22 protein-coding genes are annotated in these 21,616 nt (G+C 36.3%); 11 read left to right on the top strand and 11 right to left on the bottom strand.

What is annotated here, in order from left to right:
* Position 1 precedes the first annotated feature (1 nt).
* The 4 genes from NZD88_RS07335 (at position 2) to NZD88_RS07350 (ending at position 2,827) form a co-directional block, all read left to right on the top strand.
* A complete protein-coding gene (locus NZD88_RS07335) occupies positions 2-907 on the top strand; it encodes a transcription antitermination protein NusB (protein WP_169232966.1) in 906 nt (301 codons plus the stop codon).
* Between the two features lies 1 nt (position 908).
* Positions 909-1,418 carry a DUF1573 domain-containing protein gene (locus NZD88_RS07340; protein ID WP_259828469.1) on the top strand — a complete coding sequence of 170 codons (510 nt, stop codon included), beginning with the start codon at positions 909-911 and terminating at the stop codon, positions 1,416-1,418.
* Between the two features lie 9 nt (positions 1,419-1,427).
* The gene (yajC, locus tag NZD88_RS07345) at positions 1,428-1,790 is read left to right on the top strand and encodes a preprotein translocase subunit YajC (RefSeq protein WP_259828470.1); all 363 of its coding nucleotides are present in this window, start codon (positions 1,428-1,430) and stop codon (positions 1,788-1,790) included.
* Between the two features lie 302 nt (positions 1,791-2,092).
* Positions 2,093-2,827: an SDR family NAD(P)-dependent oxidoreductase gene (locus NZD88_RS07350; protein ID WP_259828471.1), complete on the top strand. Its 735-nt coding sequence runs from the start codon at positions 2,093-2,095 to the stop codon at positions 2,825-2,827.
* Position 2,828: 1 nt separating this feature from the next.
* On the opposite strand, the gene NZD88_RS07355 is transcribed toward NZD88_RS07350, so the two are convergent.
* From NZD88_RS07355 to ku, 4 genes are all read right to left on the bottom strand, one after another.
* Positions 2,829-3,365, bottom strand: a complete 537-nt coding sequence (locus NZD88_RS07355; protein ID WP_259828472.1) for a hypothetical protein — start codon at positions 3,363-3,365, stop codon at positions 2,829-2,831.
* Between the two features lie 22 nt (positions 3,366-3,387).
* Positions 3,388-5,259: a DNA ligase D gene (ligD, locus tag NZD88_RS07360; protein WP_259828473.1), complete on the bottom strand. Its 1,872-nt coding sequence runs from the start codon at positions 5,257-5,259 to the stop codon at positions 3,388-3,390.
* Between the two features lie 77 nt (positions 5,260-5,336).
* A complete protein-coding gene (locus NZD88_RS07365; protein WP_259828474.1) occupies positions 5,337-5,939 on the bottom strand; it encodes a DNA polymerase ligase N-terminal domain-containing protein in 603 nt (200 codons plus the stop codon).
* A complete protein-coding gene (gene ku / locus NZD88_RS07370) occupies positions 5,939-6,724 on the bottom strand; it encodes a non-homologous end joining protein Ku (protein WP_259828475.1) in 786 nt (261 codons plus the stop codon). Before ku ends, NZD88_RS07365 begins: the two co-directional genes overlap by 1 nt.
* Positions 6,725-6,870: 146 nt before the next feature.
* Between ku and NZD88_RS07375 the strand changes: the two genes are divergently transcribed.
* The gene (locus NZD88_RS07375; RefSeq protein ID WP_259828476.1) at positions 6,871-7,440 is read left to right on the top strand and encodes a Crp/Fnr family transcriptional regulator; all 570 of its coding nucleotides are present in this window, start codon (positions 6,871-6,873) and stop codon (positions 7,438-7,440) included.
* 69 nt (positions 7,441-7,509) lie between these two features.
* The gene (locus NZD88_RS07380; protein WP_259828477.1) at positions 7,510-8,784 is read left to right on the top strand and encodes an adenylosuccinate synthase; all 1,275 of its coding nucleotides are present in this window, start codon (positions 7,510-7,512) and stop codon (positions 8,782-8,784) included.
* 20 nt (positions 8,785-8,804) lie between these two features.
* Here NZD88_RS07380 and NZD88_RS07385 read toward each other — a convergent pair whose 3' ends face one another.
* The 3 genes from NZD88_RS07385 to NZD88_RS07395 all read right to left on the bottom strand — a co-directional run bounded on the left by NZD88_RS07385 (position 8,805) and on the right by NZD88_RS07395 (position 11,650).
* A complete protein-coding gene (locus tag NZD88_RS07385; RefSeq protein WP_259828478.1) occupies positions 8,805-9,341 on the bottom strand; it encodes a hypothetical protein in 537 nt (178 codons plus the stop codon).
* A 34-nt stretch (positions 9,342-9,375) separates the two neighbouring features.
* Positions 9,376-11,130 (bottom strand): aspartate--tRNA ligase, encoded by a 1,755-nt coding sequence (gene aspS, locus NZD88_RS07390; RefSeq protein ID WP_259828479.1) that lies wholly within the window; start codon positions 11,128-11,130, stop codon positions 9,376-9,378.
* Between the two features lie 160 nt (positions 11,131-11,290).
* Positions 11,291-11,650 (bottom strand): ankyrin repeat domain-containing protein, encoded by a 360-nt coding sequence (locus NZD88_RS07395; RefSeq protein ID WP_259828480.1) that lies wholly within the window; start codon positions 11,648-11,650, stop codon positions 11,291-11,293.
* Positions 11,651-11,762: 112 nt separating this feature from the next.
* Between NZD88_RS07395 and NZD88_RS07400 the strand changes: the two genes are divergently transcribed.
* From NZD88_RS07400 to NZD88_RS07410, 3 genes are read left to right on the top strand one after another with little or no spacing between them, the layout of a single operon-like run.
* The gene (locus NZD88_RS07400) at positions 11,763-13,157 is read left to right on the top strand and encodes an MATE family efflux transporter (RefSeq protein ID WP_259828481.1); all 1,395 of its coding nucleotides are present in this window, start codon (positions 11,763-11,765) and stop codon (positions 13,155-13,157) included.
* 34 nt (positions 13,158-13,191) lie between these two features.
* Positions 13,192-14,940 (top strand): hypothetical protein, encoded by a 1,749-nt coding sequence (locus tag NZD88_RS07405; RefSeq protein ID WP_259828482.1) that lies wholly within the window; start codon positions 13,192-13,194, stop codon positions 14,938-14,940.
* Positions 14,941-15,000: 60 nt separating this feature from the next.
* Positions 15,001-15,120 carry a 30S ribosomal protein THX gene (locus NZD88_RS07410; protein WP_259828483.1) on the top strand — a complete coding sequence of 40 codons (120 nt, stop codon included), beginning with the start codon at positions 15,001-15,003 and terminating at the stop codon, positions 15,118-15,120.
* A 54-nt stretch (positions 15,121-15,174) separates the two neighbouring features.
* Here NZD88_RS07410 and NZD88_RS07415 read toward each other — a convergent pair whose 3' ends face one another.
* The 4 genes from NZD88_RS07415 to NZD88_RS07430 all read right to left on the bottom strand — a co-directional run bounded on the left by NZD88_RS07415 (position 15,175) and on the right by NZD88_RS07430 (position 18,988).
* Positions 15,175-15,834 carry a DUF937 domain-containing protein gene (locus NZD88_RS07415; RefSeq protein ID WP_259828484.1) on the bottom strand — a complete coding sequence of 220 codons (660 nt, stop codon included), beginning with the start codon at positions 15,832-15,834 and terminating at the stop codon, positions 15,175-15,177.
* 83 nt (positions 15,835-15,917) lie between these two features.
* Positions 15,918-17,177 carry a DUF2723 domain-containing protein gene (locus NZD88_RS07420; protein ID WP_259828485.1) on the bottom strand — a complete coding sequence of 420 codons (1,260 nt, stop codon included), beginning with the start codon at positions 17,175-17,177 and terminating at the stop codon, positions 15,918-15,920.
* A gap of 40 nt (positions 17,178-17,217) precedes the next feature.
* On the bottom strand, positions 17,218-18,477 hold the full coding sequence (locus tag NZD88_RS07425) for a protein O-mannosyl-transferase family (protein WP_259828486.1): 1,260 nt from the start codon (positions 18,475-18,477) through the stop codon (positions 17,218-17,220).
* Position 18,478: 1 nt separating this feature from the next.
* Positions 18,479-18,988: a DUF2480 family protein gene (locus tag NZD88_RS07430; RefSeq protein WP_259828487.1), complete on the bottom strand. Its 510-nt coding sequence runs from the start codon at positions 18,986-18,988 to the stop codon at positions 18,479-18,481.
* Positions 18,989-19,151: 163 nt separating this feature from the next.
* On the opposite strand from NZD88_RS07430, the gene lpxB reads away from it, so the two are divergent.
* Both lpxB and NZD88_RS07440 read left to right on the top strand, forming a co-directional pair.
* Complete coding sequence (lpxB, locus tag NZD88_RS07435) at positions 19,152-20,255, top strand: lipid-A-disaccharide synthase (RefSeq protein WP_259828488.1); 1,104 nt, start codon at positions 19,152-19,154, stop codon at positions 20,253-20,255.
* Between the two features lie 55 nt (positions 20,256-20,310).
* Positions 20,311-21,399 (top strand): glycoside hydrolase family 99 protein, encoded by a 1,089-nt coding sequence (locus NZD88_RS07440; protein ID WP_259828489.1) that lies wholly within the window; start codon positions 20,311-20,313, stop codon positions 21,397-21,399.
* Positions 21,400-21,616 lie beyond the last annotated feature (217 nt).

The raw sequence follows: 21,616 nt of genomic DNA on the forward strand, positions 1-21,616 counted from the left end.
AATGTTAGGAAGACGACAAATCCGTGAAAAAGTAGTACAGACAGTGTATTCATACTACCAAAATCCTTTAAAATTTGATGTTTTAGAGAAAAACATGTTCTCTGGAATAGAGAAAATCTATAATCTCTACATCTATCAGATCAATTTTTTGGTCGCTCTGAAAGAATTAGCAGAAACCCAGATCGAAATTGGGAAGAACAAATACCTTAAAACTGATGCTGAAATTAATCCTAACCAAAAATTCATCAATAATCAAGTTCTGATCAAGCTGGAAGAAAATCCCGAGAGATTATTTTTCACAGGTCAGCACAAGCAGTTGAAATGGGATATGCATGATGATGTATTGGTGAAAACTTTCCAAAGAATCACAGCCGGGAAACGTTATCAGGATTTCATGAAAGAGGATGGATATTCTTTTGAAGCAGATCAGAAATTTATCGGAAAACTGTTTCTGAGATATATTGCTGAAAATGAAGATTTTCAGGAGTACCTGAGCGATAAAGAACTTTCCTGGTACGATGATATTCACATCGCCAACTCAATGGTACAGAAAACAATCGGTTTCCTGAAAGAAGATGAAGAAAGCAGAACTTTAATTAAAATGATTAAAGATGAAGAGGATAAAGTTTTTGCAGGAAAACTTCTTAGAGATACCCTGAACAACTGGGAAGCTAATGAGAAAAAACTAAGCGAAAGACTGGAAAACTGGGATCTGGAAAGAGTTTCTTTAATGGATAAAGTAATTTTGTCAACATCTATTTCAGAACTGGATAATTTTGCTTTGACGCCTTCAAGAGTTATTATTAATGAATATATTGAAATCGCAAAAGTATTTGCAACAGACCGTTCCAATATCTTCATTAACGGAATTTTGGATAAATATTGTAAAGATCAAAATAGAATTTAACATGAAAAAGACATTATCAATTATCGCTTTGTCTATCATAGGATTTGGTTTGGTTTCTTGTAAGAAAGAAAACAAAGAAGTTCAAGGTACTGAAACTGCAACAGCAGATTCTACAGCAATACAACAAACGGCTCCAACTGATTCAGCGGCAGCACCAGCAGTAGCTAACGCAGCAGCGGCTCCGGTTTCAAACCAGCCATTAACATCAGTTGCCCTTTCTGAAAACAACTTCGATTTTGGAAAAATCAAAAAAGGAGAGAAAGTACAGCACATTTATGAGATTACCAATACAGGAAAAAATCCTTTAGTGATCTCTGAAGTAAAACCTGGATGCGGATGTACTGCTCCTGATTTTACTAAAGAACCTATCCTTCCGGGTAAAAAAGGAAATATCACATTGCATTTTGACTCTTCAAGCTTTGACGGAAACGTTCAGAAGTATGCAGACGTATTTGCCAACGTTGATAAGGCTCCTATAAAATTAACGTTCACAGCGAACATCCAACCATAATATAAGTATATGTTGACAATCTTTTTACAGGCACAGCAGGGGTCTTCATCTATGATGCTGATCATGATGGGGGTAATGTTTGTGGGGTTTTATTTTCTAATGATAAGACCACAGATGAAAAAACAGAAGCAGGAGAAAACCTTTCAGGAAACCTTAAAAGTAGGAACTAGAGTAGTCCTTACTTCAGGTCTTCACGGAAGAATTGCTCAGGTTCAGGATGATGGTTTCGTTATCGAAACTTTATCAGGAAAACTGAAATTCGAAAAAGCAGCCGTTTCAAGAGAATTTACTGAAACGCGTTTTGGAGAAAAAGCAAAAGCTGCTGCTGAAAAAACAGCAGAGAAAAAAGAAATCGATACTGAAAAGAAATAATTTTTTTAGTTTGAAGATATTGGCTCGGCGCGGTGAACAAAGTTCACCGCGCCGAGTCTTTTATAGACAAATACCTAGCCTTAAGCTTAATCAGTGGCGCAGCCACATCTTTTTGCCCATCTCAAAACTATTGCAGAAGCATTTAAATCTTTACGTTAAAAAATAATCAGGTCTCATTTAACTCTCAATATCAGGTTTACCCTTATGATATTCGAGAACTCATTTGTGAAATCAGTAGTTAAAAAAATCCCACATAATTAAAATTCATTTTTCAAACTCCCAAAATAAAATATCTTTGCATCATGAATCAAATTACAGGCAAAACCGTTCTCATTCTGGGAGCCAATTCAGATGTAGCCAAGCAGTGCATCAGGCAGTACCTTGAAAAAGGATTTTCTGTACTGGCTGCTTCGAGGGATACTGTTTCACTTGAAAAATTTGTTGAAGACAACAAACTGGATTCCTCAAAGGTTAGAATACTGTATTTTGATGCGGTAGATTTTAATTCCCATCAGACATTTTATGATCAACTTCCTGTAAAACCTCATATTGCAGTATATGCAGCCGGTTTTCTTGTTGACAATGAGAAAGCATTGAGAGATTTTAAAGGTACACAGCAGATGATGCAGGTCAATTATATGGGAGCTGTTTCCATCCTGAATATTATCGCAATGGATCAGAGTAATGCTCACCTGGAAAGAATTATCGGGTTGTCTTCACTTTCAGGCGTAAGGGGAAGGAAAAGTAATTTTGTGTATGGAAGTACCAAAGCTGCGTTTACTCAGTATTTAGCAGGTTTACGACAGGAATTAGCCTCAAGAAAAATTGGGGTCAATGCCTTGGTAATCGGTTATATCAGAACAAAGATTAATGAAGGGCTTCAACTTAATGAATCTCTGATTATGGAGCCGGATTATGTAGCACGACATATCGTCAATGCGGGAAATTCTTTCACTATTGTCCCGAATTTTAAATGGAAAATTATTTATACTATTTTGAAAATCTTACCGGAAAGTTTGGTGGCGAAACTTCCATAGATTATTTATTTTCAATAATCACCTTTGAAAGGCCTAGGCTTTTCATTAAACTATTGTAATTATTAAGTAATTGAATATTATTCCCATATTGGGAAAGCCTTAATTTTCCTTTACTATCTTCGATTAAAAAAGAATTGCCACTATTACCCAATTCTTTATCAATGAATTTAAATTTCATTAAATTATTGAAATAAGTCATTAAACTTAATTGTTGTGAATCTGATAAAATAAAATTACGAGTAATATTTTTAGTTTGGATAGGTGAGCCTGAGCTATCTATATTACCACAAGTGACTTTATATTTTATATAGGTTAATCCAATTTTTCTTTCTAAACGATAGACTTTGATGAATTCTTCATGGCCTCCCCATTCCCCACAATCTGTAAATCGAGATTTTATAAATATTGTATCCTCTTTATTGTAACTAAATATATTTTCAAATGAATATTTAGATTGTCCCGAATTATTTTTTTCAGAAATTTCTTTATTAGTACAACCTATAAAAGATAGCAGACAAATTAAATAAATGATTTTCATTGGTCTTAGTTAATATTCTAAATTAATCATTATTTTGGAGTAATTTCAATACCTTCATCATATCAATACCCTTTCCCAACACCGGTTTAAACAAATCTCCCTTGTCCTTGATCATTTCTAAAGCATTGTGAATCGTAAAATCAGTAGGCTTCAAACCAGGCTTTACTTCATTCCATTCCAATGGCATAGAAACGGCAGCTCCCTCTTTTGGACGTAAACTATAAACACTTGCTAATGTTTGTCCTGTCCTGTTTTGCAGATAATCCAGATAAATTTTCTTATCATCTCTTTTCTGTAAACTTCTTTCCAGCGTTGTCAGTTTCGGAAGCTTTTCATTGACTTGTTTCATTAAGATATGTGCGAAATCTTTGACCTGGTCAAAATCGTATGTTCCTCCCATCGGAATATAAATATGGATTCCTGTGCTGCCGGAAGTTTTGCAATAGCCTTTAACTTTAACTGAATTTAAAACTTCATTCACCTGAAGAGCAGTTTCAATTACGTCATCAAATGAATTTTTCTTGGATGGGTCCAGGTCCAGCACCAGATAATCCGGATGTTCCAGATCAGGAAGTGAACTGTTCCAGGGATTCAGATCGATGCAGCCTAAATTATTCAGGTACGCTAAAGTTGCCTTGTCATTACAGTAAACGTAGTCAATGTATTTGTCATTGGATTCCGAATAAACCTTTGTCGTTTTGATCCAGTCCGGCATATTATCTCCTGCATCTTTCTGGTAAAATCCCTGTTCTTCAATACCATTAGGAAAACGGTTGAGTGATAATGGACGGTTTTTTAAATAAGGAAGAATATAAGTAGCAACAGACTGATAATAGTCGATCACATCGCCTTTGGTAATGCCGTCTTTCGGAAAATAGATCTTATCCTGATTGGTGAGCTTTACTTGATGCTTATCCAGAGTAATTTCCTTTTCTTTTTCGGAATTCTCTGATTTCTTTGATGGCGTTTTGGCTTTCATTTCTTTAGACTTTTTGTTGATTGGAGTTAGTTTAATTTCTTCGGGGTCTTTATCTTCACGGATAGCCAGGAAAACAGGATGCCGGTAGATACCATCTTTTGTGATTTCAGAATATTTAATTTCACATACTAGCTCAGGTTTTGTCCATGTTACGGGCATATTTGTTTTCGGAGCAGTTTCAAATGGGGATGTTTTTATAATAAGGTTTTGAAGCCTGTCGTAAATTTGTTTTAAAGATTCGTTATTAAAGCCTGTTCCGGTATGGCCACAGTAAATCAGTTTTCCGTCAATGTATTTTCCTAAAATTAAAGCTCCGAAACTTTCCCTCGAACCTCTGGGTTCTGTAAATCCACAGATAATGGCTTCATCCGTATTCGTGAATTTTATTTTAAGCCAGTCATTTGTTCTGTGGTTTTCAACATATAAGCTGTCGGCCTTTTTTGCGATCATCCCTTCCAGCTTCATTTTCTTCATTTGGTTAAAAAAAGCAATTCCATTTTCTGGAATATGGTCACAGTATTTAATCACATCCGTTTCTGTTAAAGCCTCTTTTAAAAGTTCCTTACGTTGTAGGAGAGGAAGTTCTTCGGTCGAATGGCCATTCAGCCAGAGAAGATCAAAAACCTGATAGGTTAATGCAAGATCAGGATGATCACCGATCTGCTGTAAAAGCTGAAAATTAGGCTTTCCATACTCATCATATGCGACAATTTCACCATCCACGATCATTTTATGTTTTTGTTGGCTAAAACCTTTCGTGACTTTTTCAAATTTTGATAAAAATGAGATCCCATTTCGGGAGTAGAATAGGAGATCAGTATGGCTGAGATCAGCAATTGCCCTGTAGCCGTCCCATTTGATTTCAAAAAGCCAGTTCTCATCATCGAAGGCTTTTTCAAAAGGTTTTGCCAGCATGGGTTTAATGAAATTCTTCAGTTTTTTTTCGTCAACTAAAGAATTAAACCTTTGAAACTCTGGCTTTGTTGTAGAAGTTATGACTTCTTTTTGTCGTTTTTTAGGCTTTTTTTTTCCTCTAAAAATTTCGTCACCAAAGATTTCGGAGATGTATTTTCTTCCGCATTATATTGGTCTTCAGCGAAATCATCTTTATGCTTAATTAAAAGCCAGGCATTATTTTCAGCATTTTTCATTTTAACCAAAGCAAATTCACCTTTCAGCTTTTTGCCGTGTAAAGTGAATTTTATGGAACCTGCTTTTAGTTCTTTTAATAATTCCTTTTCGTCAGAAAGTTTGCTCGTATCGTCTAAAGGTTCATACGTTCCACTGTCCCAGACTTCTACCTGCCCGGCTCCGTAGTTTCCCTCGGGGATATTTCCTTCAAAATCTTTATAATCATAGGGATGGTCTTCCACCATCATAGCAAGACGTTTGTCTTTTGGATCCAGTGAAGGGCCTTTGGGAACAGCCCAGCTTTTCAATACCCCTTCCATTTCTAACCTGAAATCATAGTGAAGACGGGAAGCTGCATGCCTCTGAACGACAAAAATCAGTTGGTCTTTGCTTTTTTTTGCCTTTCCTTTAGGCTCGGTCGTTTCATCGAACTTTCTTTTATTGTTATAATCTTTTAGAGCCATTACGATGCAGATTTGGATTTAGGAGTTTGCAGACTGGCTTTTAATTGAGCCATAAGATCAATCACTTTTCCTTCTTTCGCAGGTTCGGCTTTTTTGGTTTTTATATTTTTGCCTTTCGCTTTCTTTTTGATGATCTTCATCAGTTCATCAGAATAAGTGTTTTTATACATGATGGGATCAAAGTCCTGGGAAAGCTGTTTGATAAGGCTTACTGCCATTTTGAGCTCTGCGGGTTTAGGGGCTTTTTGAGCAGGAATTTTAAGGTCCTTATAATCTCTTATCTCCTGATGAAACCTAAGCCGGTTCAGAACCAGTATTTCTTCATTATAAGGCCTGATCATTCCAATAGCTTCACTATCACGGAGGACAAAGGTTCCGATGCCTGCCATTTCTGTTTCCTGTAAAGCTTTTAACAAAAGCCTGTACGCATTTTCACCGTTTTTCTGAGGTTCCAGATAGTAGGGGTTTTCGAAATACACACTGTCTACTTCTGCTTCTTTTACAAACTGGTCAATAGAAAGTATTTTGGTTTTCTCAGGGCTGGCAGCTTCGTAATCTTCCTCATCGAGAACGATGTATTTTTCATCCATGAGATAACCTTTTACAATGTTTTCCCATTTTACTTCTTTTCCGGTACTCTCATTCACTCTTTTAAATTTGATATTAGAAAAATCAGATTTATCGAGCATATCGAGGTCCAGTTTTGTGGTTTCTGTGGCTGAATAGATTTTAACCGGGATATTGACTAAACCGAAGCCAATGGCGCCGTTCCAGATTGCTTTCATTGTCTTACGTTTTTAAAAATCAATCAATTAACATGCCGTGAAAAGATGATGTGGTACATTTTATTTGCTTTGTTGTCAAATGACAATGGCTTCTCCACACTATTTTTATACATTTATATTTTCCCAATATTCGGGCAGAAATAACTATGGAGGAACTTTTTAAATACATAAGAAAATTCGGGGTACTGAATACTGGGGAAGAATTGCTAATCGCTGAAGGATTAAATGAAATCACCATTCCTAAAGGAGAAGTTTTCATAGAAGCCGGAAAAGTGAGCCGAAAGATTGCTTTTGTAAAAGAAGGCGTTTTCAGGTCTTTGTACTATAATAAGCAGGGAGATGATTTTACGCGTTACTTTATCTATGAGGGAAGATTTATCGGTGATTTTCATGGCTTTGCGGATCAAATGCCTTCGCTTGAGTATATTGAAGCAATAACTGATGGGGTACTGCTGGCAATTGATCTTGATCATTTTAAAAAGCTGGAGAAAGAAATTACTATTTGGCCGGTATTATTTGCCAGGCTTCATGCTTTTGTAGCAGAGAATAAACTTAAGGTAGCCAGTACCATGCTGAATCTGGATGCTAAATCACGTTATATTCATTTTTTAGATCATTATCCGGGCCTTGCTAACAGGGTGCCACAGTCTATGCTGGCTTCTTATCTCGGTATTACCCCTTCTTCATTAAGCCGGATCAGAAGAAATATCGTATAAATACTTTTTTGCCAAATGACAATGGCCTCCTATGTCAGCTGCCATAGCTTTGCAGTATAAATGTAAAGTATGAATATGGATATTGTATTAGGATTGCAATGGGGTGATGAAGGTAAAGGTAAGTTTATTGACCTCATCAGTGAGGATTATGACATCACGGCTCGTTTTAACGGTGGTGCGAATGCCGGACACAGTATAGAACGTAACGGAAAAAGAATCACGCTGAAATCTCTTCCTTCCGGGATTTTTATGAAAGGTGTTCAGAATGTGATCGGGACAGGAACAGTGTTGGATCCCGTAAGTCTGAAAAAAGAGATTTTAAATCTTAAAGAATTTGACGGAACTGTTCATCCGGAACAGAATCTGATTATTTCCAGAAAAGCACATCTGGTGCTTCCTACGCACAGACTTTTGGATGTCTTTATGGAAGATAATCCTGATTACACCACCATAGGAACTACAAGAAACGGTATTGCACAGGCTTATTCCAATAAGATTTTAAGACAGAATGTAAGAGTTGAAGACATAGAGTCTCCGGATTTTGAAAGCAGGGTAAGACATATTTTAAAAAGAGATTACAGATTGATTGCAGGCGGTGATAGGGTGCTTCCTTCATTGGAAGAAATCAGCATAGAGTTTTTTGAGGCTATAGAATTTTTGAAGAAGTTCATTCGTATGGAAACAGAGCTATTTTTAAATACAGCTTTATCTGAAGGAAAAAGAATTCTGGCAGAAGGATCCCAGGCTGCAATGCTGGATATAGACCACGGTACTTATCCGTATGTAACTTCTTCTTCCACCACTGCTTCAGGGGCCTGCAGCGGATTAGGTATTTCTCCTAAGAAAGTCGGTGAAATATTCGGAATTGCAAAAGCGTATTGTACAAGAGTTGGGAATGGTATGTTTCCGACAGAGATCTTTGATGATCTTGGTGAAGAGATCAGAAATAAAGGCCATGAGTTTGGTTCCAATACCGGACGTGCCAGAAGAATAGGCTGGCTGGATCTTCCTGCTTTAAGATATGCTATTATGATCAATGGTGTTACTCAGGTGATCCTGACCAAGGCTGATGTTTTAAGCGGAATGAGATCTGTAGCAGTCTGTACCCATTATGAGCTCGAAGACGGAAATATAGCAACCATTTCCGGAACTCTTCCCGAAAATGCCCGTCCGATTTTAAAACAGATGAAAGGCTGGGAAGGAGATATTACCGCTATTGAAAATGCTTCCGGTCTGCCTGAGGAATTAAAAGATTTCCTTTCTTTTCTGAATGATGAGCTTGGAGTTCCCATTACTTATCTTTCTACGGGTCCGGGAAGAGATCAGATATTAAAAATGAAGTAAAATTATTGTAAAAAAAGGTTTTAAGGTTGGCTTACAGAGATACTGTCGTTCTGAATAAAATCAAATTTTGAAGTGTTGATGATTCCAATAGTAGCATCTAAAGGATATTGCTTAGAAATAATGATATATTGATTTCTTTCATAACAGTGCCGGATGATCTCAATAGGAATATACTCATTGTTTTCAAAATTAATACTTCCTAAAAAAGTATCACAATGGTAGCGTCCGGGATCAGAATCAAATTTTGTGAATAAATCAGCTGAATCTTCTTGACTAAAGAAGAACCCGTTAGCCTCCACTGAGACAATTTTCTTTTCTTTTATTGCCTTGTGAAAATCACGCCTTATAAGCTCTTTACCTCCCAAAAAGGAAGTGAAAGATAAAAAAAGACATAATGCCAATGCAAAAAAATAGTTTGAAGTTTTGTCTTGATCTTCAGTTTGGTCGCTAGGAGGCTGATAGATCACTTTCTTCAGCAGTACGACTATTGCAAATACAACAACACCTATAGAGGCTGCACATCCTATTAAAACAGTTATTTGAATGAAAATTTTCATAATAAAAAAGCGGAGAAAAATCTCCGCTCTAAATTTATGCTTTTAAATTCAATTGTATTTCCAGTTCATCCAGCTGGGCATCAGCGATAGATGCGGGAGCGTCGATCATTACATCTCGTCCTGAGTTATTTTTAGGGAATGCGATATAATCTCTGATCACTTCGTTTCCGTCAAGAATAGCCACCAAACGGTCAAATCCGAAAGCCAAACCACCGTGAGGAGGTGCCCCGTATTTAAAGGCATTCATCAGGAATCCGAACTGAGCTTCTGCTTCCTCTTTTGTAAACCCTAAAAGGTCAAACATTTTAGACTGAAGGTCTTTATCAAAAATTCGGATAGAACCTCCACCAATCTCGTTTCCGTTAAGAACCATATCATAAGCGTTGGCTCTTGCTTTGCCCGGATCAGTTTCCAGTAAATGAATATCTTCAGGTTTAGGAGAGGTGAAAGGGTGGTGCATGGCATGGTAACGTCCGCTTTCTTCGTCGAATTCTAATAATGGGAAATCTACAACCCAAAGTGGTGCAAATACATTTCCTTTTCTTAATCCCAAACGGTTTCCAAGTTCCATTCTTAAGGCTGAAAGCTGGGCTCTTACCTTATTTTCGTTTCCGGATAAGATCAGCATTAAATCGCCTTCTTTAGCACCGAATTTTTCGATGATTTTTGCTAAATCTTCTTCGTTGTAGAATTTGTTGACAGATGAGGTTTTCACGCCGTCATTCTGAAACTTAGCCCAAACCATTCCTGAAGCTCCGATTTGTGGGCGTTTTACCCAATCAACAAGCTCATCGATCTGCTTTCTTGTGTAATCGGCACATCCTTCTACATTGATTCCGACCACCAATTCAGCGTCATCGAATATTTTAAAATCTTTTCCTTTTACTAAATCATTCAATTCAACGAACTCCATTCCGAAACGGATGTCCGGTTTGTCGTTTCCGTATTTCTGCATGGCCTCAGCAAATGTCATTCTAGGGAATGCTCCGAATTCCTGACCTGTAATATCTTTGATCAGTGTTTTCGTCATTCCTTCAAACACATTCATGACATCTTCCTGCTCTACGAAAGCCATTTCGCAGTCGATTTGTGTAAATTCCGGCTGTCTGTCAGCTCTTAAGTCCTCATCACGGAAACATTTTACAATCTGGAAATATTTATCCATTCCACCTACCATCAACAATTGTTTGAAAGTTTGTGGTGACTGTGGTAACGCGTAGAATTGTCCCGGATTCATTCTGCTTGGAACTACGAAGTCTCTCGCTCCTTCGGGAGTAGATTTGATTAAAACCGGAGTTTCCACTTCGATAAATCCTTTGTCTGAAAGATAATTTCTCACCTTCTGCGCCATTTTGTGACGGAAGATCAGTTTATCTCTTACCGGAGCTCTTCTGATATCCAGATAACGGTATTTCATTCTTAATTCTTCACTTACATCAAGTTTATCCTCAATTTCAAATGGAGGAAGAATTGATTCATTAAGAACCGTTAATTTTTCAACTAAAATTTCAATATCACCAGTAGGAATATTTGGATTTTTACTTGTTCTTTCAATTACTTTTCCCGTAACCTGGATCACAAATTCACGACCTAATTTTTTTACATTTTCAATCATTTCGGTAGAAGAAATATCTTGATTGAAATATAACTGGGTAATTCCGTAACGATCCCGAAGATCTATCCAAATCATAAATCCTTTATCACGGATAGTCTGTACCCATCCGGAAAGTGTAACTTCTTCATTAAGATTTTTCAGAGACAATTCTCCGTTCGTGTGTGATCGAAACATAATTATTTGTTTAAGGTTCAATGTTTAAGATATATAGGGTCTAGCTTTCTGATCATGAAGTTTTCAACCATAAATTCCGGATGCAAAGATAAGATTTTTGGAGGTTCTGTAAACAAAAAAAACTTCCTTTCGGAAGTCTTGTATATTATTTGAGGGCTTTTTAATTATTCACAGCTCCTTTTTGTATCAATAGTTGTGCGGTTTGTTCTTTCTTGCCTAATTTAGCTAATGCAAGAGGCGTTTTCCCATTACATTCTTTATTAACGTCTGCCTGGTTTTCCAGAAGGAATTTAACAATATTATTCCTACCATAAAGAGAACTGAAACCTAATGCACTGAACGTTTCATCTTTAAGAGGGAAGCACTTATTGTAATCTGCTTTTTGAAAATTCTTTTTAAATGAAGCAACATTGTCAGACTGAATGGATTGCATCTGAGCTTTACTAAGCATCTGAGCAGAAAGCATATTGGCAGCTACTGAAACTACAAGGATAAAGGCAGTAGAGATTATTTTTTTCATAAGATTCATTTTAAGAATATACAAATCTAAATTATTTTTTTGATATGAGTAACTAAATTTTTATAAGAATTGAATTTGTATTTTTGAAAATCAGATAATTATTGATTAGAAAATGACAAAATATATAAAGTTTTTCAAACGAGCATTTAGTGGCGAGGAAGTAGATTATACTCAAATAACGATAAGAAGTGCGGTACTCCTTCTGGCTGTTCCTATGATGCTGGAAATGGCTATGGAATCTGTTTTTGCCCTGGTGGATCTGTACTTTGTAGGACACTTGAAAGAAAGTGGATATGCAATTCAGACGGTAGGTTTAACGGAATCCGTGCTTTCTGTAATGTATTCCATTGCAATAGGGATGAGTATGGCGGCTACCGCTTTGGTTGCGAGGAGAATTGGAGAAAAGAATCCGGAACAGGCTTCGAGAAGTGCTGCACAGGTTTTGTTGGTTTCATTTGTTATTACTTTTATTCTAAGCTTATTCGGTGTTATTTATGCCGAAGAAATTTTGATTCTGATGGGTTCAAAACCTGAAGCTGCAGCCTACGGAAAAGATTTCACGAGGATTATGATGGGAAGCAGTGTCATCATAATGCTTTTATTTCTGATCAATGGGATATTTAGGGGAGCAGGAAATGCAGCTATTGCAATGAAGTCTCTATGGATTGCCAATATTGTCAACATTATATTATGCCCTGTTCTGATCAAAGGATTCGGGCCTATCCCTGCCATGGGGCTTACGGGAGCAGCCTTGGCAACTACCATAGGACGAAGTATTGGGGTGATTTATCAATTGTATCATCTTCTGGTGGCAGATACCCAGATCCGTATTGCACTTCCTTATTTCACCCCTGATTTCAAGCAGATAAAAGCTATTGTGAAAATTGCAACACCAGGAATTTTTCAGTTTGTGATTGCCTCATGTAGCTGGATCTTTCTTGCTCAGCTAGTAGCAACTACTGGAGGTGAAAATGCGTCTGCAGGGTATCAAACCGCTTTAAGACTGATGATGTTCTTTATTCTTCCCGCCTGGGGGTTGAGCAATGCAGCTTCAACACTGGTTGGCCAGAATATGGGTGCCAATGAAATGTTGAGGGCAGAACAATCTGTGATGAAGACCGTAAAATATAATGTGATCTTCATGCTGGCTGTAAGTTTAATATTTTTCCTGCTTGGAGATTTTCTGGTAGGTTTTTTCACACAGGAAACTGAGATCAAAGAGTTCGCTAAAAATGCATTACACATTATGAGTGTAGGATTTATTTTCTATGGAATGGGAATGGTGCTGATCAATGCTTTTAACGGAGCGGGAGATACATGGACGCCAACCTGGGTGAATTTCTTCGGATTCTGGCTGTTTCAGATCCCATTGGCCTATTTTCTTTCCAAGCATTTCGGGATGGGACCGAAAGGAGTATTTATTTCTATTCCGGCTGCAGAAACTTTAATTACCATCGTTGCTTTTATTTTGTTTAAAAAAGGAAAGTGGAAGACTGTGAAAGTATAAATGTATTATTTTAACAAATCAAAAAATATTAATTATGGCAGTATTATTACACGAAAATGGCAAAGAAGGTATTTACAAGGATACAACAGATTGGGCAGATGGAACGGTGATGCAGGATTCTTTAGCAGACGGATTTTTTTATTTAAAGTTAGGGGACAAATATTTTGAAAACGTAGAAACTTGCGTTAAACTAACAACTTTTGGAGGAGATAAAAAAGGAATACTAGATTCTTCTGCGGCATTACAAAGGGCTATTAAGTTTTGTATAGATGCTAAAAAAGATCTGATAATTGATGGTAACTTCAGAATTGATAATACCATTAATATCGATAGGATTGTAGATGGTATTAAGAGTAGAAACTGGTTTAAAATAATTGGTGGTGAATTGAAAACCTCTAATAATATTCCATTATTTTCTTCTTCTCTAGCTAACGAAATAGAAATAAAAGATTCTCAAGGAAATGTAATTAATATAAGATATCAGCCAATAAGTCAATTAATTAAATTTATTGGAGTGAATTTTACGTCAAATGTAGAAAATTCATTTGTTTTTGATGATAATAAATTTTTAAGATGTTCATTTGTTGGGTGCTCATTTGTTGGGATTAAGATGCTTGAAGCAAATGATGATTATTTACAAACGTTGTATTTTCAATCTTGTAATATAAGAGATTGGAAGGGAACTTGGCTTAAAGCTAATAAAGGGTGTTATGATATAAGATTTAATCAAGTTATGGCTGAGCAAGGTGAAAGCTTTATAGAAGCTTATGAATATCCTGGTCTGGACAAAGTTCAGTTGTTTGTTCAGAGTTCCGTTATTGAGGGATTGAGTGGTTTTGGAGTTAATTTTAAGGGGTCGTCTATTTTAAATGTAAGAGACTGTTATTTTGAAGGAAATAAAAAAGGAGATATAATTACAGATAATCCTAATATAATTGTTGCTGACGAAGGAGTGAATATTGTAGATAATTTTTTTGGGCCTTCAGGAGATAATAGTATAGACAATACCGGTATTGGCTATTATCATGTTGTTTTAAATGAATTGTTTTCAGGATGTATAAGAGGTAATAACTGCCCAGATGGAAATAAGAATTTAATCTTTTTTAAATCCATTAAGTGTAATGTTGAATATGGACAGAATGTTGGAGATTCCAATATAAATTATCATTCCAAAAGAGCCAGATATTTTTATGGAAATATTGTACCAACAGCGGGGCATAACGGAGAAGTTGTTTTCTTTGATGAAGATATTGCAGTTGGATCTGTAATTTGGAATACAGCTTCAAACAAGGATAATAATTGGATTGGCGCTATATGTATAGAAAGGGGAACATATGCTACAGCAAAATGGAAAAAATTTGGGACCTATACATCGCCTGTTACGATATCCAAAAATTATATAGACGGTTCTGAAAACTTAAATAGCTATACTGAAACCGGAATCTTTTTTGTCACTCTTCCTTCTGATTTTACTCCGGGAGTTAATTACCCGGTCAATGAAATAGGGATGTTGGAAGTTTATGATAGTGAAGATTCTGCGACAGGAAATATTCATCAGGAGTATACAACAATTATATCAAACAAAAAATATGTAAGAAGTTACTATGGATATGGTGGAGTTTGGTCTGATTGGGAGCTGATTAATAGAAAGGCAGAAAAACTAACATCTAACATCCCAAGTATTCCCTCCGATAACTATGATAAGCAAGACCTTATCGCTACAAATGCAAGATTAGAAGATCTTATCAAAAAATTAAACGCAAGCGGAATATTAAAAAGTTAAATATACGAGATCAATTATTTTTTTTTAATTTAGTGGTAAACCAACAAAACAGTTATCATTATGGGAAAAGGAGACAAAAAATCCAGAAGAGGAAAAATCAATTCGGGAAGTTATGGTAAAAGAAGACCACGAAAGGCTTCTAAGTCAATTGGTTCTTCTGAAACTAAAGCAAAAAGCTAAACATAAAAAAGGCTGAAGATGAATCTTCAGCCTTTTTTGATATACAAAATTAAATTATTTTCCTCCTAAAAGGTTACCCAGGATACTTCCTAAGCCGCCTCCCTGTTGTTGTTGCTGTCCTCCGCCTCCGCCGAGTACACTTCCCAGGATATCATTAAGTGGGTTTCCTCCGGAATGCGACTGTCCGTTTCCTAAAACACTTCCCAGGATATCATTCAATGGACTTGACTGCTGTGTTTGAGCCTGGCTGGATGCGTTTCCAAGAATCCCTCCTAAAAGGTCTCCTAAACCTCCTGCTCCTACATTATTCTGTTGTTTCTCCTTGCCAATATAGCCCATGATCACTGGAGCCAGCATGGCCAGAATAGGTCCTATTTTGTCAATTGAGATTCCTGTATTTTGAGACAACTGATTTTCTACGGTACTTTTTTGTCCGCCAAAAACGTGGTCAAGGATTGATCCTCCTTCAGCCTGTCTTGCTTCAGCTTGTGATGCATCATCAAGGATACTTCCGTCGTGGTCTTTATCCAGGGCGTTATTTAAAGCTTCTGCTTCATTAGCATCCTGAGATTTATTTCTAAGATAAGAAATAACCAATGGCGCAGCTACTGCCAATAAAGCGATAATCTGGTTTCTGCTGATCCCAAATTTGTTTTCTGCCTGCTCAGCAACCTGATTGCTGGTACTACCTGTAAGTAGGTCGATTAAACTCATAGTTTGTGTTTATTTTAAAGTATTAAGTAAATCAAAGTTATCAAAAAATGTGATTCGCAAAATCTTTTCACTCACAATTATTGTTAAAGTTTTTTAATCTCTTCTTCTGTGTATCCTTTGCTTTTTAAGAGCTTGATATAATCATTGGCTCCATTGGTCATCCAGCGCATTGGATCCGGAGATTTCTTTTTATCAATAATGAATTCCAAAATACCCACATTGTTATTCATCCAGGGAACTAAATAATAATTAAGACCGCCTTTGTATTCTTTAGCAGCATGAAAGTTTCTTCCTTTTTCTGTTAAAAATGCGGCCTTATAAGAAACAAAATAGAACAGAGGAATGAGAAGGCATACCCATGAGAGTTTTTTTAATGTGACATATTTAGGCAATGAAAGTCCATATCCGATAGACAGTGCAAAGATCATATTAAAGGGGAGGAAAAACACATAATTATCTGAAACAGCATAAAAAGTAGAGAATCCGTACACGCAGACAGCACCGGCGAAGAATACAAAGAACATCTTCTTATCCGATTTATACAATGCGATCATTCCCATGATTCCGAAGAATACGAATATATTGAAATTATAGATCAGATAGGCAAAGGATTGTACAAAGTCTATGAGATACTGTGTAGGTGTTTTCTTAAACGTATTCTGTATCCAGTCCTCTCCTTCAGAAGTGTAGGGAGAGTTAAAGGAAAGGCCTTGTGAAACATTTATAACGGTTAATAGTAAGAACAGTACCACAAAAATAATCAGGGAAGGGTAAGCATATTTTTTTTCGTTTCTAAAATAATATAAAAAGACCAGAAGGGCCGGAATAAGTAATATGTTTTGGATATGAAGCCAAAGACTTAGCCCTAAAAATAGTCCACTTAAAATGATGTAATTTTTTTTATGCTCGGTAAAGGTTTTGACCATTGAGAAAAAGAAAAGACTCAGCCATAGACAATTATAGGTGTATACCTCTACAATTTCTGCATTTCGCCAAAAAGAAAAACTGAAGCCGAAAACAAAAGCAGCTGTGATAGACACCCAATCTGTTTTTGTAATACTTTTTACCGTAAGATAAATAACAGATACCGTAGCAGCAGCAGAACCAATAATTAAAAGCCTGCTGGTAGCAATACCATCCAGTCCGGTGATATTCTTCAGCAGAATAGCTGTATTTACGTAAAGAATGTGTGTGATAGCCGTAGCTACTGTTTTGTATTCACCAAGCTCTACACTGTGTACAAATCCTACACAATCTGCAAACGGAATCCTTGTGAAGCTTCCTGCATAATAAATAGCTATGAATATGAAAAATATAAATACAGCGTATAAGTTTTTAAACATAAATTAATTCTTTATAATTGGGACTGTCAAAATATAATTGTTAGAGTTTTCTGAGTTTTTCTTCCGTATATCCTTTGGTTTTCATCAGCTCTATATATTCACGGGCAATCGTTGTCATCCATTCTACAGGCTCTGGAGCCGTTTTTTTATCAATAGTGAATTCCAGAATGCCGGCGTTGTTGTTCATCCATGGAAGGATAAAATAATTGAGACCTCCCTTATGTTTTTTAAATTCGTGGAATGCCCTTCCTTTTTCCGTTAAAAAAGCAGTTTTATAAACAGCCAGATATCCCAGAGGGATGAGCAGGCATATCCATGAAAGCTTTTTCAATGCAGCATATTTTGGAGCCGAAAGCCCGTATCCTACAGAAAGTGCAAAAATAATATTAAAAGGAAGAAAGAAAACATAATTATCCGAAACTGCATAAAATGTAGAAAAGCCATACACACAGACAGCTCCGGAAAGGAATACTAAAAATATTTTTCTGTTCGAACTGTATAATAGAAAAGCGCCTGTTATACCAAAAAAGGTAAACAGGTTGAAGTTATAAATAAGATAAGCAATGGATTTGAAGAAATCTTTAACATATTGAATGAACGTCTTTTTGAAAGAATCCTCCACCCAGGTTCCATACTCAGAATTATAAACAGAATTGAAAGGCAGTCCTTGTGACATATTCACGATGAACAGAGATGAAAAAAACAGTCCGAAAATCAATAATGAGCCATAGATGTATGTTTTCTCTTTTCTAAAGTAAAAAAGAAAAATTAAAAATGCCGGGATCAGCAGTATATTTTCGATGTGCACCCATAGGCTGATTCCCAGGAATAATCCACTTAAAAGAATATATGTTTTTTTGTTTTCTACAAAAGTTTTGATCACTGAAAAGAAAAAAAGACTCAGCCATAGACAATTATAGGTGTAGACCTCTACAATTTCCGCATTTTTCCAAAACGAAAAACTGAATCCGAAGACAAAGGCTGCGGTGAGCGATGCCCATTCTGTTTTCGTAATACTTTTAATGGTGAGATAGACGACTGATACCGTTGCTGCCCCACAAAAAACAACAAGAAACCGGCATGCCTCAATGGCATTAAGACCGGTCAGATTTTTAATAAAAATAGCCGTATTGATGTAAAGAGAGTGTGTTGTAGCTGCAGAAGTGGTAATCCATTGGCCTTTTTCTACATCCAGGATAAAACCGATAGAGTCTACAAACGGTATTTTAGAAAAACTTCCGGCATAATAAATCACCGAAAAAATCAGCAGAAGAAGTACAGCCGATATATATTTCTTCATACTAATTCTTTACAATAGGAACATTTGAGCATGCCTCACCAAACATTAGTGATTTTACCAGAGGTTTTAGTTGCTCAACCAGTTCTATATAAGCATTTTCAGGAATTTCTTTATCAGAGCAGCCCTTTACCAGGACTCTTTTGCCTCTCATATCTTCAAAATCGAAGGTCTGGATAGCATTATGCATCAAAATAACTTCCAGGTCTTCCTGGTTTCCGAAGACAATCTTTTTAGCTACATCCGTAAGCTTAGCTGTTAACACAAAATAAGCCCACAAAGGGATGATAGTGTCCACAGAATTGTAAATGTATATGTATGCGTCTTTATATTCCTCAACATTTATCGCATCTACTTTTTCCCTGAAATCTTTTTCCTTCAGGATCATTTCCTGGAAAAGAAAATCTTTAAGATCAATACCTTTTCTTATTCCCTTAGGAACCAGAGTGGCTAGGTCGAAATTGACAAGACCGCTTTCGGCAACTTTATTTCGGATTTCAAATTCTTCTGACATTTTTTATCATTATCTTTGGACAAATTTACAAATTAAGATCATGAAAACCTTAATTTGTTCTCTATCCTTACCATAGAAACCTCCCATGATTCAAAATCATTCTATAAAATGAAATCAAAAGGTTCCTGATGGCCATAAAAAACAAATAAAGATTTCGGAAGAAATGAAATATTACATTATTGCAGGAGAAGCTTCCGGAGATCTTCATGGAAGCAATTTAATGAAAGCCCTTTTACAGAAAGATCCGCAGGCGGACATCAGATTCTGGGGGGGTGATCTCATGAAAGCCCAAGGGGGAACGCTGGTAAAACATTACCGGGATCTCGCTTTTATGGGATTCCTCGAAGTAGCTATGAATTTGAGGACGATTCTGAACAATATCAAGTTCTGTAAAGAGGATATTAAAAAAAATAAACCTGATATTCTTATTCTGATCGATTATCCCGGATTTAACTTAAGAATCGCAAGGTTTGCAAAAGAACTTGGGATTAAAGTGGTCTATTATATTTCTCCTCAACTCTGGGCCTGGAAAGAAGGTAGGGTAGAAACCATTAAAAAATATGTAGACGAAATGATGGTCATTCTTCCCTTCGAAGAAGATTTTTATAAAAAACATGGTGTTCATTCCCATTTTGTGGGACATCCGCTCCTCGATGCTATTTCCAGTCTGAAAGATATCAGTACAGAAGAATTTAAAAAAGAAAGCGGACTGAACGAAAAGGAGATCATTGCACTTCTCCCGGGTTCCAGAAAACAGGAGGTAGAGAAAATGCTTGAAATAATGCTTTCTGTGAGACCCCATTTTAAAAAGTACCAGTTTGTGATTGCCGGGGCACCAAGTCTTCCAAAAGAATTCTATCAAAAATATGTGGACGACAACGTTCATTTTGTTTCCAACAGAACCTACGACTTGCTAAGATGCTCGAAAGCGGCACTGGTGACTTCAGGAACCGCAACATTAGAAACAGCCTTACTCAATGTTCCTGAAGTGGTTTGCTACCGTGGAAGTAAAATTTCTTATGCCATTGCCAAGAGATTGGTGAAAAACATCAAGTATATTTCACTGGTCAATCTGATCATGGACCGGGAAGTGGTGAAAGAGCTGATCCAAAATGAGCTGAATACCAAAAATCTGGTTGAAGAGCTCAATAAAATTATAGATGGAGGGAAAAGAAATCAGATTCTGGATGATTACAGTCTTTTAAGAGAAAAATTAGGCGGAAAAGGAGCCAGTGAGAAGGCTGCTGAGGTCATCCTAAATGTTTAAAACACAATCTTATTGATAATGCTGATGGTTTTTGTAGATTTAAATTTTTATTAAAATGAATTTTAAAAGCTTATTAGCATTCATCCTGGTAACAGGTGTTTTTCTGACAAATTTTGCTCAAAATACCAAATCCCGTGAGAACGTACAGATTTTCTATTACGGATGGTACGGAAATCCCACAATTGATGGGAAGTATTATCACTGGAATCACGATGTTTTACCGCATTGGAGCAATCCAAAATGGAATAACCTCGGAAATTACAAGGGAGCAGACGATATTGGTGCGAATTTCTATCCGGCTTTGGGAAATTATAGTTCCAATGATCCTGAGATCATTAAAAAGCACATGAAAATGATCAAAGAATCCGGTGTCGGAGTCGTTGTTTTAAGCTGGCTCGGAAAAGATCCTTTTGTAGATAAAAGTATCATCAAATATCTTGATATAGCCGATCAGTTTGATTTGAAAATTGCTTTTCATATAGAACCCTTTTATAAAAGCATTACTGAACTTAGAGATCAGCTTTCCTATCTTGTCAAAACCTATTCTCATCACCATGCTTTTTACAAAAAAGATGGAAAGCCCTTGTATTATATATACGACAGCTACAAAATTTCTCCGTCAGAATGGTCAAAGCTGCTTTCTGAGAATGGAGAAAAAACAGTTCGGAATACTGAATTAGACGGACTTTACATAGGCTTGTGGGTAGAAAAAGAGCATTCAGATTTTTTCGATAAATCAGCTTTTGATGGTTTCTACACCTACTTTGCCAGCGAAGGTTTCGTTTTTGGAAGTACCACTTCCAATTGGAGTTACCTTTCCCAATATGCAAAAGACCATCATCTTATTTTCATTCCATGTGTTGGGCCTGGTTATTCAGATACAAGAATAAGACCCTGGAATGAAGCCAATTTCAAAAGCAGGGAAAACGGAAAATATTACGAAAAAATGTTTAATGCTGCTGCAAGAGTAAATCCGGAATTTATCGGGATCACTTCTTTCAATGAATGGCATGAAGGGACACAAATAGAACCCGCAATTCCTAAAAAAGCTGGAAATTTCAAATATGAAGATTATGGAAAAGATTCCTGGTTTTACATCAAGGAAACGAAGAGATTAACAGATCAATTTTTAAGAAGCAAATAATTCTAAGAATTACAATTTATCAATAGATTTAATTCGCAGAAAAAGAAATTGTATTGAAAATTTTAATGTAAAGAATAAAAATGCTGTTACAGGAAATTTGAAAATATAAAGTTGTCTGACGCGGGCAACTTTTATTTTTTTATATAAAATGTAATTTCATAGTAAATAATCACGCCTCATATTATTCATCAATAGGGGAGATAGATTTAAAATCCTG

Source organism: Chryseobacterium pyrolae, assembly GCF_025153485.1.
In the GTDB taxonomy this organism is placed as follows: Bacteria; Bacteroidota; Bacteroidia; order Flavobacteriales; family Weeksellaceae; genus Chryseobacterium; species Chryseobacterium antibioticum.

Bases quoted from the DNA above. Each gene is read 5' to 3' on its own strand.
- NZD88_RS07375 (WP_259828476.1), top strand. From the start codon at position 6,871: ATGGAGGAACTTTTTAAATACATAAGAAAATTCGGGGTACTGAATACT.
- NZD88_RS07410 (WP_259828483.1), top strand. From the start codon at position 15,001: ATGGGAAAAGGAGACAAAAAATCCAGAAGAGGAAAAATCAATTCGGGA.
- NZD88_RS07385 (WP_259828478.1), bottom strand. From the start codon at position 9,341: ATGAAAATTTTCATTCAAATAACTGTTTTAATAGGATGTGCAGCCTCT.
- aspS (WP_259828479.1), bottom strand. From the start codon at position 11,130: ATGTTTCGATCACACACGAACGGAGAATTGTCTCTGAAAAATCTTAAT.
- NZD88_RS07425 (WP_259828486.1), bottom strand. From the start codon at position 18,477: ATGAAGAAATATATATCGGCTGTACTTCTTCTGCTGATTTTTTCGGTG.
- NZD88_RS07405 (WP_259828482.1), top strand. From the start codon at position 13,192: ATGGCAGTATTATTACACGAAAATGGCAAAGAAGGTATTTACAAGGAT.
- NZD88_RS07430 (WP_259828487.1), bottom strand. From the start codon at position 18,988: ATGTCAGAAGAATTTGAAATCCGAAATAAAGTTGCCGAAAGCGGTCTT.
- NZD88_RS07365 (WP_259828474.1), bottom strand. From the start codon at position 5,939: ATGGCTCTAAAAGATTATAACAATAAAAGAAAGTTCGATGAAACGACC.
- NZD88_RS07395 (WP_259828480.1), bottom strand. From the start codon at position 11,650: ATGAAAAAAATAATCTCTACTGCCTTTATCCTTGTAGTTTCAGTAGCT.
- NZD88_RS07420 (WP_259828485.1), bottom strand. From the start codon at position 17,177: ATGTTTAAAAACTTATACGCTGTATTTATATTTTTCATATTCATAGCT.
- NZD88_RS07355 (WP_259828472.1), bottom strand. From the start codon at position 3,365: ATGAAAATCATTTATTTAATTTGTCTGCTATCTTTTATAGGTTGTACT.
- NZD88_RS07440 (WP_259828489.1), top strand. From the start codon at position 20,311: ATGAATTTTAAAAGCTTATTAGCATTCATCCTGGTAACAGGTGTTTTT.
- lpxB (WP_259828488.1), top strand. From the start codon at position 19,152: ATGAAATATTACATTATTGCAGGAGAAGCTTCCGGAGATCTTCATGGA.
- ku (WP_259828475.1), bottom strand. From the start codon at position 6,724: ATGAAAGCAATCTGGAACGGCGCCATTGGCTTCGGTTTAGTCAATATC.
- NZD88_RS07340 (WP_259828469.1), top strand. From the start codon at position 909: ATGAAAAAGACATTATCAATTATCGCTTTGTCTATCATAGGATTTGGT.
- NZD88_RS07400 (WP_259828481.1), top strand. From the start codon at position 11,763: ATGACAAAATATATAAAGTTTTTCAAACGAGCATTTAGTGGCGAGGAA.
- yajC (WP_259828470.1), top strand. From the start codon at position 1,428: ATGTTGACAATCTTTTTACAGGCACAGCAGGGGTCTTCATCTATGATG.
- NZD88_RS07335 (WP_169232966.1), top strand. From the start codon at position 2: ATGTTAGGAAGACGACAAATCCGTGAAAAAGTAGTACAGACAGTGTAT.
- NZD88_RS07380 (WP_259828477.1), top strand. From the start codon at position 7,510: ATGAATATGGATATTGTATTAGGATTGCAATGGGGTGATGAAGGTAAA.
- ligD (WP_259828473.1), bottom strand. From the start codon at position 5,259: ATGCTGGCAAAACCTTTTGAAAAAGCCTTCGATGATGAGAACTGGCTT.
- NZD88_RS07415 (WP_259828484.1), bottom strand. From the start codon at position 15,834: ATGAGTTTAATCGACCTACTTACAGGTAGTACCAGCAATCAGGTTGCT.
- NZD88_RS07350 (WP_259828471.1), top strand. From the start codon at position 2,093: ATGAATCAAATTACAGGCAAAACCGTTCTCATTCTGGGAGCCAATTCA.